Below are 14,237 nucleotides of genomic sequence, written 5' to 3'. Positions count from 1 at the left end.
TAGTGAGCACATGTCGGGTGGGTTCTGGGATCGCCTCCTGCGCCGGCCGCAACAGCCGGTCGGCGAAGTGGGCTTCCGCGTACCCGCGGTGCCGACCAGCGACGACCTCTTCGCCGCCCTCGACCGCGTCGAGGCGATGGTGGCGGGCGGCGCCGTGCCCGCGCCGGTCGCCTCACGGGTCAGACGGGTCGACCGGGTCGTGCGTGACACCATTCCGCGGCTGTCCAGCCTCGGCGCGGGGAGTCCTCAGGCGTACTCCGTGATGGCCACGGCGACCGACTACCTCCCCGAGGCGGTCGGTGGCTACCTGCGCCTCCCGCGGCAGTTCGCCGACAGCCGTCCCGTCGACCGCGGCAAGTCCTCGCTCATGGTGCTCATCGACCAGCTCGACCTGCTCGCCACGACGATGGACAAGGTCTACGACGCGGTATGCCGCGACGACGCCGCCGCGCTCGTGGCTCACGGGCGGTTCCTCGCCGAGAAGTTCGGAACCGCCTCGTCGGGTGGGTCCCTCAACGTGGACGCCACCCCCCTGCCCCCCATGCCGGCCACGGCCGCCACAGCCGCCATGCCGGCCACGCTGGACCGGCCAGACCTCCCCGCTGCCAAGTCCCCGGACGAGGACACCGGCAGCCTCGAACGCCTCCAGCCGCCCGCCGGACGGGACGCCTCATGAGTGCAGCCAGCCTGGTCGAGGCCGTCGACGTCGCGGCGGCGCTGGCCTCGAGCGCGGGGTTGGACCCGGACTCCGCGCGGTCCGAGGCGCTCAGCCTCGCGGCGGCGGTGGCCGAGTCGGCTCCGGGGGCGGCCTCGGACTGGGCGCGGGCCCTCGGCGCCGCCACCACGCAGGACTTCTTCGATGCGGCGAGCCGGGGCCGTCGCTGGCGCGAGTCCCCCACTGCGTCGCTGAGCGCCCTTGTCGCACAAGGGTCTTCGTCAGCCCGCGCCTACGCCGAAGCCCTCGCCGAGGTGGCCTCCGCGGCGTGCCAGCTCGGCGAGCCGACGATGCGCGTCATCGGCAACGCCTCCGTCGCGGCCGCCGCCCAGCTCTCGGCGGTGCCCGGCGCTCCCTCAGCCCCACCCGCCCCGAGCCCACCCGCCCCGAGCCCGGGCGCCACGACTGCCACGCGGCATACGGAATCGTTGACGTCGGCCGCGGACTCGACGCCCGCACCGCCCGCCCCCGCGGCGGCCCGGAGCCTCGACGAGCTGCTGGCGGAGCTCGACGCCCTCGTGGGCCTGAAGCGCGTCAAACGCGAGGTCCACCGTCAGGTGGCCGTGCTGCGCATCGAGCGCCTGCGCACCGACGCGGGCCTGAAGAGTCCCTCCATCACCAGGCACCTGGTGTTCACCGGCAACCCCGGCACCGGCAAGACGACGGTGGCGCGCCTGGTGGGCGGCATCTACCAAGCGCTGGGCCTGCTGTCCCGCGGCCAGCTCGTCGAGGTCGACCGGTCCGAGCTCGTCGCCGGCTACCTCGGCCAGACCGCCACCAAGACCGCCGAGGTCGTCGAGTCCGCGGCGGGTGGGGTGCTGTTCATCGACGAGGCCTACAGCCTCACCGGTGCCGGGCCCCACGGCGACCAGTACGGCCAGGAGGCGGTCGACACCCTCGTCAAGGAGATGGAGGACCGGCGCGACGACCTCGTCGTCATCGTCGCCGGCTACCCGGCGCCGATGGAGGCGTTCATCGACGCGAACCCCGGGCTGGCCAGCCGGTTCCGCACGACCATCGAGTTCGAGGACTACAGCGACGACGAGCTGGTGGAGATCCTCGTGAAGCTCGCATGGGGTGCCGATTACGAGCTGCTGCCCGAGGCCACCGAGCGGTTCCGCGAGGTGCTCGGCCGCACTCCCCGCGGGAGCAGCTTCGGCAACGGCAGGTTCGCGCGCAACGCCCTCGAGGCGGCCATCGGCGCGCACGCCTGGAGGCTGCGCGAAGTCGACGCCCCGTCCCTCGACCAGCTCAGACAGCTCGTGGCGCGCGACTTCGACGAGGAGCCTCTCGAGGACGGATCCGCTGGCGGTCCATCGGCGTCAGAGCCTGTGCTGACCCCTGCGGATCCGGGACCCCGTGACCGCCCCCTTGGAGGTATGCCGTGACGACCCCCGCGACCGCGACCTCGGCGACCGCTGCCCGCGTGGGCACAGCCCCGGTGCCGGGTGACCGTGTCCCGCTGAGCCCCGCACCCGGTTCCGCACCCGATTCCGCCCCGGGTCCCGCCACCGGTTCCGACCCCGGATCCGCCACCCCGGCCGGGCTCGCCGGACGGGCGTCCGTGCTGCTCGTGCGGCTCCGCGCCAGCCTGCAGGAGACCCCGGGTCGGATGCGTTGGCTGGCGTCGGTGGGTGTGGCGGTCGCCCTCGCCTTCGGGCTCGCCGGCGGCCAGGCCTTCCGGTCCGCCAGCGGCGCCCTCGACAGGGCCGGAGCCAATACCGACCAGCTCGTGCGGATCCAGGCCATCCAGACCAACCTCGTCCAGGCCGACGCCGACGCCACCAACGCCTTCCTCGTCGGAGGGCTGGAACCGCCCGCCCAGCGGGCCGACTACCTCAGGGCCGTCGGGTCCGCCACCGAGCTGATCGCCGAGGCGGCGCAGCACCAGCCGGCCGACGGTCCCGCCCTGGGTGCCCTCAACCAGTCGCTGGTCGCCTACGCCAGCCAGATCGAGCGCGCCCGGGCCAACAACCGCCAGGCGCTCCCGGTGGGCGCGCAGTACCTCAGGGACGCGAGTGCCAACCTGCGGGCCGACGCGCGGCCCATCCTGAAGAACCTCGTCGACGCCAACGACAAGCGGGTCGACGCCGAGTTCGACAACGCGGGCCGGGCAGCCCTGTGGCTGGTCATCGTCGGGCTGCTCGCCCTGGTGGTCCTGGCGCTCGAGCTGGTCTGGCTGGCTCGCCGGACCAGGCGCTACCTCAACGTCCCGCTCGCGGCCGGCGCCGTCGTGGTCCTGGTCGCCCTCGTGGTCGGCGTCGTGGCACTCACGGCAGTGGCGCGCTCCGTCGACACGGTGCGGACCGGGGTCTATGCCGCGACGCTCTCGACCGCGAAGGCCCGGATCGCCGCCTTCGACGCCAAGTCGAACGAGAGCCTCACGCTCATCGCCCGTGGTTCCGGCGATGCCTTCGAGAAGGCCTGGAAGGACTCCGATGCCGCGGTGCGGACCGAGCTCTCACACCTCGCCGGCAACCCTGCGTACGCCGGGTCGGGCGCCCTGCCGTGGCCCGGGTACGTAGGCGTGCACCGGCAGATCCGCACCCTCGACGCCAAGGGGGACTGGGACGGTGCCGTGAAGCTGGCCACCGGGACCGGGGCCAAGGCAGGCAACGGCTCCTTCGCCGCGTTCGACACCGCGTCGGCGCGGCAGCTGTCCAGTCTCAACGCCAAGGTCGCCTCGCGCCTTGACGGTGCCGGGACGTGGCTCCCCGTCGGCGGCGCGCTGGGCGTCCTGGCTGGCCTGCTGGCCGCCGCCCTGGCCTGGCGCGGCTTCTCGCACCGGCTGGAGGAGTACCGATGAGCCGCGTACGCGCAGCGGCGCTGGCCACCGTGGCCGTGGTGGCGTGCCTGGCGGTGGCATCGTGCTCCAACGCGGGCGCCTACGAGCAGACGCCGATACCGAAGAACCACGTCAGCGCCACCACGACTCCGACAACGCCCCCCACCACGACGACGCCGACGCCGACGAACCCCGACGTCGTGGCCGCCAACTGTCTGCCGTCCTACGCCCCGCCGGCGACGCTTCCGAGCCCTGGACAGATGCCCGCGGGCAGCACGATGGCCCGGATCCAGGCTCGCGGTCGCCTGATCGCCGGGGTCTCGGCCGACACCCTGCTGCTCGGCTCGCGTGACCCCGTCACGGGCAAGATCGTGGGCTTCGACATCGACATGCTGCACGCGGTCTCTCAGGCGATCTTCGGCAACCCCGACAAGATCGAGTTCCGTGTCATCACCTCGGGGCAGCGTCTGCCGGTGCTCGAGGCTGGCACTGTGGACATCGTGGCCCGCAACATGACCATCACCTGTGTCCGCTGGAAGACGATCGCGTTCTCCAGCGAGTACTACCGGTCCGGACAGAACGTGCTGGTCCGCCGAGGTGACACGTCCAAGAACGGTGGCCCCATCACCGGCATGGCCGACCTCGTCGGCAAGAAGGTGTGCGCACCCAACGCCACCACGAGCATGGACAAGCTCCGGACCTTCACCGGCGTCGTGCCCGTCGGCGCGGACACCCACACCGGCTGCCTGGTGCTGTTCCAGGAGGGCAAGGTCGACGCCATCATCGGTGACGCCACGGTGCTGGCGGGTCTCGTGGCCCAGGACCCCTACGCCCTCGTCGTCAAGGGCCCCACCTTCACCGCCGAGCCGTACGGTCTCGGGTTCAACGCGGCGAACGTCGACTTCGTGGCGTTCGTCAACGGTGTGCTGGCGCAGATGCGGGCGGACGGCCGGTGGACCAAGAGCTACAACTCCTGGCTGGCCCCGGCGCTGGGCCCGGCGCCGATCCCGGTCGCTGTGTACGGACGGACCCGGTGACTGCCACCATGGCCAGCGCCTCGGCTCCCGTCGCACCGGGACGGCTCGGCACGCCCCTGGTTGCCCTGGAGGCCCTGCGCTACCTCGAGGCGCTGGGCGCCTGGCGGGACCAGCGCAAGGCCGAGCTCGACCTGCTCGACGAGGCTGCGCTCGAGGCTCCGGACCAGTCGGCCTTCACCGGCGACCTGCTGCTCTCGATGGCCCTCTGGAAGTCGGTCTCCGACCGCTACGACCTGCTCACGGCCACCTGGGACTCGGGGCGCGCGGGCCCGACGGAGCTGGAGCGACTCTCCACTCTCGTCTGGGGCAGGGTCGACGCCACCCTCGCGGTCTCCCTGCCCGAGGCGTGCCGCCTCTCGGACGCGCTGGCCACCTCGTTGCGGGCCCGGCTCGGCCTCGACACGTCGCAGGCCGACGTCACCACCCGGCTCCGCGAGCTGCGCGCCGCGGTCGAGCGCATCAGGGACCTCGTCGACGGCGCGCCCTCCTCCACCGACGCAACGGAGTCGTCCACTTCGTCCACGTCATCCACGTCATCCACCGCGTCGACGCTGGCGCGGCTCTCGGCGCGCGTCGACGACCTCGGCGCCCGCTTCCAGCGGGGTGCGGACGTCGGGGGCCTCCTGGGTCCCCTGGAGCACGACGCCGCTCGCGCCGAGCGTGACCTCATCGTCGCGGCCTCCCGGCGCGCGGCCGACTCCCGTGACTCGGCCCGCGCCCACGCCCTGCGTGCCGAGCTCGAGGCACAGGGCGCCGCACTGCGTGACCTCGCGGCCCGGTGCGTCGCCGAGGTGGTGTCGCCCCCTCGCTTCGCCGTGCCCGACGTGTCCACCCTGGGGCCCGTTCCGAGCGACCCCGCGGCCGTCGACGCCTACCTGGTGCGCCTGGACAAAGTCCGTCGCGCCATGACCGTGGCGCAGGACGCGTATGCCGCGGCGTTGTCCGAGCGCGACGAGCTGCGCGGGCGCCTCGGGGCGTATGCCGCGAAGGCTGCAGCTCTCGCCGCCTCACCGTCGGACGCAAGGGTCGACGCGGGGCGAGCGCGAGACCTGGAGGAGCTCGAGACCCGCGCCCTCGAGGTGCTGGACCAGACCCCGGCCGACCTGGCGCGCGCGCGAGGCCTCGTCGCGGCATACCAGGCCTATCTCGGGGCCGCGCTGGGCAGCGCCCAGAGCACGCCACGCCAGACCGGCCGGCCCGGTTCAGGAGCAGCCTCATGACCACGACCGTCGCGTGCACCCAGCCGGGCTGCACCGGAACGATTCTCGACGGGTACTGCGACGTGTGCGGCTCACCGGGCGCCACTGCTGCCGCGTCCGCGGACATGTCGGTGCCGACGGCGCCGGCCGGCATCGACCAGACCCCGTCCATGGTGTCGCGGGCCTCCAACCGACTCGCCTCCACGGCCCTGGGGTCGGCCCGAAACGCCAGTGGTAGCAAGGTCACCCGCCGGCTGGGCACGTCCTCACAGCGACTGCGGGGCGCCCGACTCGGCGCGGGACTGACCTCGATCCCACCCGTGCCGACGGTCGACGCGGCCAAGGCCGTGCTGGCGGACCCGATGGTCCCGGAGGAGCGGCGAACCTGCCCGTCGTGCGGGTCTCCCGTCGGCCGGTCCAGGGACGGCCGCCCCGGCCGCACCGAGGGGTTCTGCCCCACGTGCCGCAACCCGTTCTCCTTCACCCCCAAGCTGCACGAGGGCGACGTGGTCGGTGGACAGTACGTCGTCGCCGGCGCGATCGCGCACGGCGGGCTGGGCTGGATCTATGCGGCGCGCGACCGCAACGTGTCCGACCGCTGGGTCGTGCTCAAGGGCCTGCTGAACTCGGGCGACCCCGACGCGCTGGCCGCGGCCATCGCCGAACGCCAGTTCCTGGCCCAGGTCGAGCACCCGCTCATCGTCGAGATCTACAACTTCGTGTCGCACGAGGGCGCGGGCTACATCGTCATGGAGTACGTCGGCGGCACGTCGCTCAAGCAGCTGCTCAAGGACCGGATGAAGAAGGCCGGCGGCACCTACAGCCCCCTGCCCGTGGACCAGGCGATCGCCTTCGTCATCGAGGTGCTCCCGGCCTTCCAGTACCTCCACGACCTCAACCTCGTCTACTGCGACTTCAAGCCCGACAACGTGATCCAGGTCGGCGACGCCGTCAAGCTCATCGACCTCGGTGGGGTGCGGCGGCTCGACGACGTCGACTCGGCGATCTACGGCACGACGGGCTACCAGGCGCCGGAGGTGCCACAGGTCGGGCCCTCCGTGGCCTCGGACATCTACACCATCGGCCGCGCGCTCATGGTCCTCACCACCGAGTTCCGCGGGTACCAGAGCACCTACGTCGCCTCGCTCCCGCCGATCGACGAGACCCCCCTGTTCCAGAAGCACGACTCGCTCTACCGGCTGCTGCTCAAGGCGTGTGCGCCCGATCCTGCCGACCGGTTCGTCAGCGCAGACGAGCTGCGCGTCCAGCTCCTCGGGGTGCTGCGAGAGGTCGTTGCCCTCGAGCGCGAGGGAGCCGCGGAGCACTCCACGTCGTCCCTGCTCTTCGACGTGCCCACGGTCTCGGACGACTCCCTGGCCTGGCAGCACCTGCCCACCTTGCGCCGGGACGAGGGCGATCCCCAGGCGTCCTGGCTGCGGACGGTGAGCATCGACGACCCCGCCCAGCGGCTGGTGGCCCTGGAGGGCGCGCCGGCAACGAGCCCCGAGGTCCTGCTGGCCACTGCGCACGCAGCCCTGCACGCGGGCGACTACGACCGGGTGGACCAGGCCGTGCAGGCCCTGCTGACCGACGACCCCTGGGAGTGGCGCGCGGTCTGGATGGACGGCCTCGTCGCGCTCGCCCGCGGCAGGACGGCAGATGCCCAGAGCGCCTTCAACGCGGTCTACGGCCAGGTGCCGGGTGAGCTCGCCCCCAAGCTGGCCCTCGCGTTCGCCTGCGAGACCGGCGGCGAGGCCGATGTGGCCGAGTCGCTCTACGTCACGTGTGTCCGCACTGACGCCAACTACATCGCGCCGGCGGCGTTCGGCCTGGCCCGGATCCGCGCCGGCCGTGGTGATGTCGACGGCGCGGTCCGTGCCCTCGACCTCGTGCCGGCGACGAGCCGTGCCTTCACGCAGGCCCGGCGCCGACGGGCCGGGCTCCTCGCCGAGTCCGGTGGTGGGCTGCCGGCCCTCGCCGCGGCGCTCGAGAGCATCGACAACCTGACGATCGACCCGGTCGACCGATCCCGATTCCGCGTCGATGTGCTCGAGGCGGCCCTGTCCGTGGTGACCACGCAGGGCGCTGACCCGACGGTCTCCCTCGCGGGTCACCCTGCCTCGGAGCCCGCGCTGCGCGACGGGCTCGAGTCCGCGTACCGCGACCTCGCGACGCACGCTCCCAGCCAGCAGGAGCGCGTGCGGCTCGTCGACCAGGCCAACTCGGTGCGCCGGTGGACGCTGCGATGACCGGGACCGGGAGTGGCGTGGACGCCGAGGCCACCCGAGAGGGTGGTATGCCGGTGGCGGACGTCGCACTGACGTGCCCGACCTGTTCGGCTCCGATCGGCGAGAGCGACCGGTTCTGCGAAGCCTGCGGCGCCGAGCTGACTCCTGCGGTGGCACCACCGACGCAGGCGACACCCGTGGCGGTCGCCAGGGCGTGCCACGAATGCGGCGGCGTGGTCGCCCCTGACGGTTACTGCACCCAGTGCGGTGCCGAGGCCGTCAGCGAGCGCGACCACTTCGTCGAGACACCTGCCCCGTGGGTTGCCGCGGTGTGCGACCGCGGTATCCGCCACTCCCGCAACGAGGACGCCATGGCGCTGCACGCCGGGGCGGAGCCGGGCAGCCACGCCGTGCTCGTCGTCTGCGACGGGGTGTCGTCCTCCACCGACTCCGACGTGGCCAGCCTCGCCGCCGCGCGGGCGGCGCGCGACCTGCTCACGGTCTCCCGGCCGCAGGCGCTCGGCACCGCGGCAACCCGGCGCACCGCGACGGCGAGGGCCATGGAGGTCGCCGTCGATGCCGCCAACGACGCGGTCATCCGCAACACCACCGCAGGCCCTGGGAACCCGGCGTCGTGCACGTTCGTCGCGGCGGTCATCCAGGAGTCCCAGCTCGTCGTGGGCTGGGTCGGGGACAGCCGGGCCTACTGGTTGCCCGACGCGGGCGCCGGGCAGCTGCTCAGCATCGACGACTCGTTCGCTGCGGAGCAGATCGCCGCCGGGGTGGCGCGCAAGGATGCGGAGAACGGGCCACAGGCGCATGCCATCACCCGGTGGCTCGGCATCGACGCGCCGGACCACACCCCCCGGACCGCTTCGCTCGACCTGACCGAGCCGGGGTGGGTGCTGGTGTGCTCCGATGGCCTCTGGAACTACTGCTCCGAAGGGGAGGCGATGTCAGTCCTGTTGCGCGACACTGCTTCGACCACCGGCTACGCCCCGCTCGACCTTGCCGACGGCCTGGTCGACTGGGCGAATGCCCAGGGCGGCCAGGACAACATCACGGTGGCCCTCGCCCGGGTCGGTCCACCGACGCCGGTGTCGACGACGCCGGTTTCGACGACGCCGACTTCGACGGCGCCGGGCACGGCGGAAGCTGGCACCACCCCCGAGCCGGCGCAGGCGGCATACCAAGAGGAAGGCACGCCAGATGGCAACGTTCTCAGCTGAGGTGTTCCAGAACGAGTTCCTGCCCGACGGTGGGACGGACGTCCACGCCATCGTCACGGTGACGTGTTCCGGCGCGGGCGAGGCGGGGCAGACGGACTCGGGCGAGGCCGGCGAGATCGTCATCGTCGACACCTCCGGCTCCATGAAGGGCGAGAACATCGTCGCCGCCCAGCAGGCCGCCGCCGCGGCGCTCGACCAGGTGCTCGACGGTGTCTGGTTCGCCGTCATCGCGGGCAGCCACCTGCCCCGCCTGGCGTTCCCCGTCACCCCGGAGCCCGCGATGGTGCGGATGGACTCACAGGTCCGGGCCCAGGCCAAGGCGGCGGTCGGCTCGTTCTTCGCCGATGGCGGGACCGCCATGGGCACCTGGCTCAGGCTGGCGACCAAGGTGTTCGCGTCGGTGCCCACGCTCGCGCAGAGGCACGCGATCCTCCTGACCGACGGCATCAACCAGCACGAGTCACCGCAGGAGCTCAGCGCCGCCATCGAGCAGGCCAAGGGCCTCTTCCAGTGCGACTGCCGCGGCGTCGGCGAGGACTGGCAGGTGGCCGAGGTCCGCCGCATCGCGACAGCACTGCTGGGCAGCGTCGACCTGATCGCCCGCCCCGAGGACATGGCGGCGGACTTCGAGCAGATCATGCGCCAGGCGATGGGCCGCGGGGTCGCGGAGGCGTCGCTGCGGGTGTGGGCGCCGCAGGGGGCCGAGGTGCTGTTCGTCAGACAGGTCGCGCCGACCGTCGAGGACCTCACGCCACGTCGGCAGGAGGTCAACCCGCTGACCGGGGGCTATCCCACCGGGTCCTGGGGCGACGAGGCGCGTGACTACCACGTGGCGGTGCGGCTGCCCGCGAAGTCGGTGGGACAGGAACAGCTCGCCTCGAGGGTGCAGCTGGCCGTGGGTGACACCGTGGTGGCCCAGGGCCTGGTCAAGGCGCTGTGGTCCAACGACGACACCCTGACGGCGCGGATCGACCCGGCCGTCGCGCACTACACCGGGCAGGCCGAGCTCGCGGAGGCAATCCAGGACGGCCTCGCCGCGAAGGCAGCGGGTGACACGACCACGGCGACCGCCAAGCTCGGACGGGCGGTCCAGCTCGCGGCGCAGACCGGCAACGACGAGGCGACCAGTCGTCTGCGCAAGATCGTCGAGATCGACGACGCGGACACCGGCACGGTCCGGCTGCGTCGCGCGGTGAGCAAGCTCGACGAGATGGCGCTCGACACGGCCTCCACCAAGACGACGCGGGTGAGGAAATGAGCGCCGTCAGGTGTCCGAACGGGCACGACTCCGTCGCGACGGACTACTGCGACGTGTGCGGGGCGCCGATCGCGCAGGAAGGTGCCGCGTCGGCCGGCGCGTCGGCCGGCGCGTCGGCCGGCGCGTCAGCGGCTGGGGGATCCAGCGGTGCTGCGGCTCCTGGCGCGGCTCATGGTGCGGCACCTGACGCCGCTCCTGAAGGTGCGGCATCGAGCGGGCAGGCGCCGACGCAGGAGTGCCCCAACTGCGGGACCGACAACGACTCGGCCGCCCTGTTCTGCGAGGCGTGCGGCTACGACTTCACGACCGGCACGATGCCACGGCCGGCGGAGGTCGCGCCGACCTCGGCCCTCGACCTGGGCGCAGGGGTGGGGTCTGCCGGCCCGCAGCCCGACGCGCAGGCACCTGACGCGAAGGCACCCGACCCGCAGGCGCCCGTTGCGCCCGAGGTCTCCGTCGGCTGGGTGGTCGAGGTGTGGGTCGACCCTGACTGGTACGCGTCCCAGGAGAGCGACGACCCGTGTCCGTCGCCCGGACTTCCGGAGACCTTGCCGTTGCGGCGGCAGAGCCTGCTCATCGGCAGGCCGTCGGTCAGCCGGGGGATCCACCCCGACATCGACCTCGCCTCCGACCCTGGGGTGAGCCGCCGGCAGGCCCAGCTCACGACCGACGGTTCGCGGTGGTGGGTCGAGGACCTGCAGTCCTCCAACGGCACCTACGTCGGCTCCGCGAGCGGCCCGCTGCCCGAGACCCCGGTGACACCTGGCCAGCGTCGCGAGCTCGCCGAGGGCGACCGGGTCTATGTCGGGGCGTGGACCCGGCTGGTCGTGCGGCGCGCGACGGCGGAGGAACAGGCACTCTGACCTACCGGACGGTGCCGAGGTCGTCGGCAGGTGCACCGACGTCGGCCCACGCAAACCTGCGCGGCCACAGGCAGCGTCACCCTTTGGAGGTAGGCGTGGGCGCTGATCTGGGGGCAGACTGCTGAAGGTGCTGGAACGGCATACCTGAGGCAGTGGGCGCGCTGAGGGTGCCCGCACCGCACGACTGAGGGTGCTGGAACCGCACGCCAGCTGTGATGTCGCGATCGGAGGCGCACGTGACCGAGTCCGAGGACAGGTCTGCAGCGAGCGCCGCGGCGGTGGCGCGTCTCCAGGCCAGGCTGGCCGAGACGCAGGAACAGCTGGCCGCAACGAGCGAGATCCTGGCCGTGCTGGGGACGTCCGCCTCGGGTGAGGCCGAGGTGTTCGACGCGATCGTCGAGCGGGCTCGCCGGTTGTGCTGGGCCGATGCGGCCACGATCCACATCGCCACCGAGCACAACTTCACCATGGTGCACTCGGTCGGCCTGCGGCCCGACTACCTGGAGCTGGCCACTCGCAAACCGGTGCCGCGCGACCGCACCTCGCTGGTCGGCCGGGTCGGCCTGGACGGCAGGACCCAGCAGATCGTCGACGTGCTCGCCGACCCCGACTACGACCGCCCCGAGTTCCAGAGCAAGAGCGGCATCCGGACGATCATGGGCGCCCCCATGATCGTCGAGGAAGAGGTGGTGGGGGTGCTGTCGGTGTGGCGCACCATCGTCGACCCGTTCGACGACCGGGTGCGGAGCCTGCTCAGCACGTTCGCGGCGCAGGGAGCCCTGGCCCTGCGGAACGTGGGCCTCTTCCGGGCGCTCGAGAGCCGGTCGGACGAGCTGTCGTGGAAGGTCGAGCAGCTCGAGGCGCTCTCTGAGGTCGGTGAGGCGATCAGCTCGTCCCTGGACCCCGACGAGGTGCTGACGACGATCGTCAAGCACGCCGTCCAGCTTTCGGAGACCGACGGCGGGTCGCTGATGGAGTACGACGAGGAGACCCGGCTGTTCGGGGTGCGCACGACCTACGGCACCAGCCGCGACGTGGTCGAGCGCCTTCGGCAGTCCCGCATCCACGTCGACGAGACCTTCGTGGGCCGGACGGCCGCCTCGCGCACGGTGGCCCAGATCCCCGACCTGTCCGAGCGCCAGGACCTCGACCCGCACCTGACCCTGCTCCACGAGGCCGGCTGGCGCTCCCTCGTCGCGATCCCGCTCACCCGGGCCGACCGGATCGTCGGCGCGCTGGTCGTGCGGCGCAAGCAACCCGGTGTGTTCAGCGACGAGACCTGCGAGCTGCTGTCGTCGTTCGCCAGCCAGTCGGCCATCGCGCTGACGAACGCCCGGCTCTACCAGCAGCTCGAGCGGCAGAGCGCCGAGCTGGCCGACGCGAGCCGGCACAAGTCCGAGTTCCTGGCGAGCATGTCCCACGAGCTCCGGACGCCGCTCAACGCGGTGATCGGCTTCTCGGAGGTGCTGCTGGAGCGGATGTTCGGTGAGCTCAACGAGCGCCAGGCCGACTACCTCCAGGACATCCACAGCGCCGGTCGCCACCTGCTCGCGCTCATCAACGACGTGCTCGACCTGTCGAAGGTCGAGGCAGGTCACATGGAGCTCGACCGGACCTCCTTCGATGTGGCCGAGGCCCTCGACTACGCGCACCTGCTGGTCCGCGAACGGGCCTCTCAACACCGGATCAAGGTCACGGTGGACGCGTCCAAGGAGGAACTGGGGACGATCTGGGCCGACCAGCTGCGGTTCAAGCAGATCATGCTCAACCTGCTCAGCAACGCAGTGAAGTTCACGCCCGACGGAGGTCGGGTGCGCGTCGTCGCGCACCGGGTCGAAGGGGATCTCGAAGTCAGCGTCACCGACACGGGCGTGGGCATCGCGCCGGAGGACCAGGCCCGGATCTTCGACTCCTTCCAGCAGGGCGGCCGGTCCAGCTCGTCGGCCGAGGGCACGGGCCTGGGTCTGACGCTGACCCGCCGGATCGTTGAGCTGCACGGCGGGACGTTGTGGCTCGAGAGCACCCTCGGGGTCGGCAGCACGTTCGGGTTCCGGATCCCCCTGAGCGCCCAGCCGCGCCTGGTGCCCGACGCTGACGCTGACGCCGACTGGGGTCGCGAGGGGGAGGACTCCCGGCCGACGATCCTCATCATCGAGGACGACGAGAACTCAGCGGAGCTGGTCTCCGTGCACGTCCGCGCGGCCGGTCTGCGGCCGGTGGCGGTGGGGACCGGCGAGGAGGGACTGGACGCGGTGCGCTCAATGCACCCGGCCGCCGTCATCCTCGACATCCGGTTGCCCGGCATGGACGGCTGGGACGTCCTGGGCGCGCTCAAGGCTGAGCCCTCGACGGCCGACACGCCGGTCGTCGTCGTCAGCGTGCTCCCCGAGCGCGGCCGGGGCTTCGCTCTCGGCGCCTCCGACTACCTCGTCAAGCCGGTGGCCAGGGATGACCTCTTGGCGGCCCTGCGCCGGGTAGGCGTGGGCCCGCCCCACCAGGTGGCGCACCGGCGGATCGTGGTGGTCGACGACGACCCGGCAGCGCTTGAGCTGGTGCAGGTCACCCTCGAACCACTCGGCTGGGACGTACGGACCTGCGCCCACGGCGCCGAGGCCCATGCGGTCGTGCGCAGCGAGTCGCCGGCGGTGGTCCTCGTCGACCTGCTCATGCCGGACACCGACGGCTTCGCGGTCATCGACGCGCTCCACCACGACCCGAACACGCAAGGCATCCCCATCGTCGTGCTCACGGCCAAGACGCTCACGGCCGCCGATCGGCGCCGGCTCAAGGGGCGCGTGGAGTTCGTGGCGTCCAAGAGCCGTCTCGACCTGATCCAGCTCTCCACCCGCCTGGCTGGCCTCGCCGGCGTCCCCGCCGCCCTGCCGGACTAACTACCTTGGGTATGCCGCGTGCTTCCGCCTCC

The 14,237-nt window shown here is 72.2% G+C and carries 10 protein-coding genes; all 10 read left to right on the top strand.

What is annotated here, in order from left to right; all coding sequences use genetic code 11:
- The first annotated feature begins 10 nt into the window (after positions 1–10).
- The 10 genes from AC1DWR_RS09230 to AC1DWR_RS09185 all read left to right on the top strand — a co-directional run bounded on the left by AC1DWR_RS09230 (position 11) and on the right by AC1DWR_RS09185 (position 14,205).
- Positions 11–676 (top strand): hypothetical protein, encoded by a 666-nt coding sequence (locus AC1DWR_RS09230; RefSeq protein WP_477615771.1) that lies wholly within the window; start codon positions 11–13, stop codon positions 674–676.
- Positions 673–2,103, top strand: a complete 1,431-nt coding sequence (locus tag AC1DWR_RS09225) for an AAA family ATPase (RefSeq protein WP_477615770.1) — start codon at positions 673–675, stop codon at positions 2,101–2,103. Before AC1DWR_RS09230 ends, AC1DWR_RS09225 begins: the two co-directional genes overlap by 4 nt.
- On the top strand, positions 2,100–3,521 hold the full coding sequence (locus AC1DWR_RS09220; protein WP_477615769.1) for a hypothetical protein: 1,422 nt from the start codon (positions 2,100–2,102) through the stop codon (positions 3,519–3,521). Before AC1DWR_RS09225 ends, AC1DWR_RS09220 begins: the two co-directional genes overlap by 4 nt.
- Complete coding sequence (locus AC1DWR_RS09215; RefSeq protein WP_477615768.1) at positions 3,518–4,537, top strand: glutamate ABC transporter substrate-binding protein; 1,020 nt, start codon at positions 3,518–3,520, stop codon at positions 4,535–4,537. The genes AC1DWR_RS09220 and AC1DWR_RS09215 overlap by 4 nt, the downstream gene beginning before the upstream one ends.
- Positions 4,534–5,757 (top strand): hypothetical protein, encoded by a 1,224-nt coding sequence (locus AC1DWR_RS09210; protein WP_477615767.1) that lies wholly within the window; start codon positions 4,534–4,536, stop codon positions 5,755–5,757. The genes AC1DWR_RS09215 and AC1DWR_RS09210 overlap by 4 nt, the downstream gene beginning before the upstream one ends.
- Positions 5,754–7,985 (top strand): serine/threonine-protein kinase, encoded by a 2,232-nt coding sequence (locus AC1DWR_RS09205; protein ID WP_477624313.1) that lies wholly within the window; start codon positions 5,754–5,756, stop codon positions 7,983–7,985. The genes AC1DWR_RS09210 and AC1DWR_RS09205 overlap by 4 nt, the downstream gene beginning before the upstream one ends.
- Positions 7,982–9,193, top strand: a complete 1,212-nt coding sequence (locus AC1DWR_RS09200) for a PP2C family protein-serine/threonine phosphatase (protein WP_477624312.1) — start codon at positions 7,982–7,984, stop codon at positions 9,191–9,193. The genes AC1DWR_RS09205 and AC1DWR_RS09200 overlap by 4 nt, the downstream gene beginning before the upstream one ends.
- Positions 9,174–10,451 carry a vWA domain-containing protein gene (locus tag AC1DWR_RS09195; RefSeq protein ID WP_477624311.1) on the top strand — a complete coding sequence of 426 codons (1,278 nt, stop codon included), beginning with the start codon at positions 9,174–9,176 and terminating at the stop codon, positions 10,449–10,451. The genes AC1DWR_RS09200 and AC1DWR_RS09195 overlap by 20 nt, the downstream gene beginning before the upstream one ends.
- Positions 10,448–11,314 carry an FHA domain-containing protein gene (locus AC1DWR_RS09190; RefSeq protein ID WP_477624310.1) on the top strand — a complete coding sequence of 289 codons (867 nt, stop codon included), beginning with the start codon at positions 10,448–10,450 and terminating at the stop codon, positions 11,312–11,314. Before AC1DWR_RS09195 ends, AC1DWR_RS09190 begins: the two co-directional genes overlap by 4 nt.
- A gap of 236 nt (positions 11,315–11,550) precedes the next feature.
- Entirely contained in the window at positions 11,551–14,205 is a 2,655-nt protein-coding gene (locus tag AC1DWR_RS09185; RefSeq protein WP_477624309.1) for a response regulator, read from the top strand.
- Positions 14,206–14,237 lie beyond the last annotated feature (32 nt).

It is taken from the genome of Pedococcus sp. P2_E2, assembly GCF_056403955.1.
Note: the sequence above shows the minus strand (reverse complement) of the source record. Positions and strands in the feature narration are given on the sequence as shown.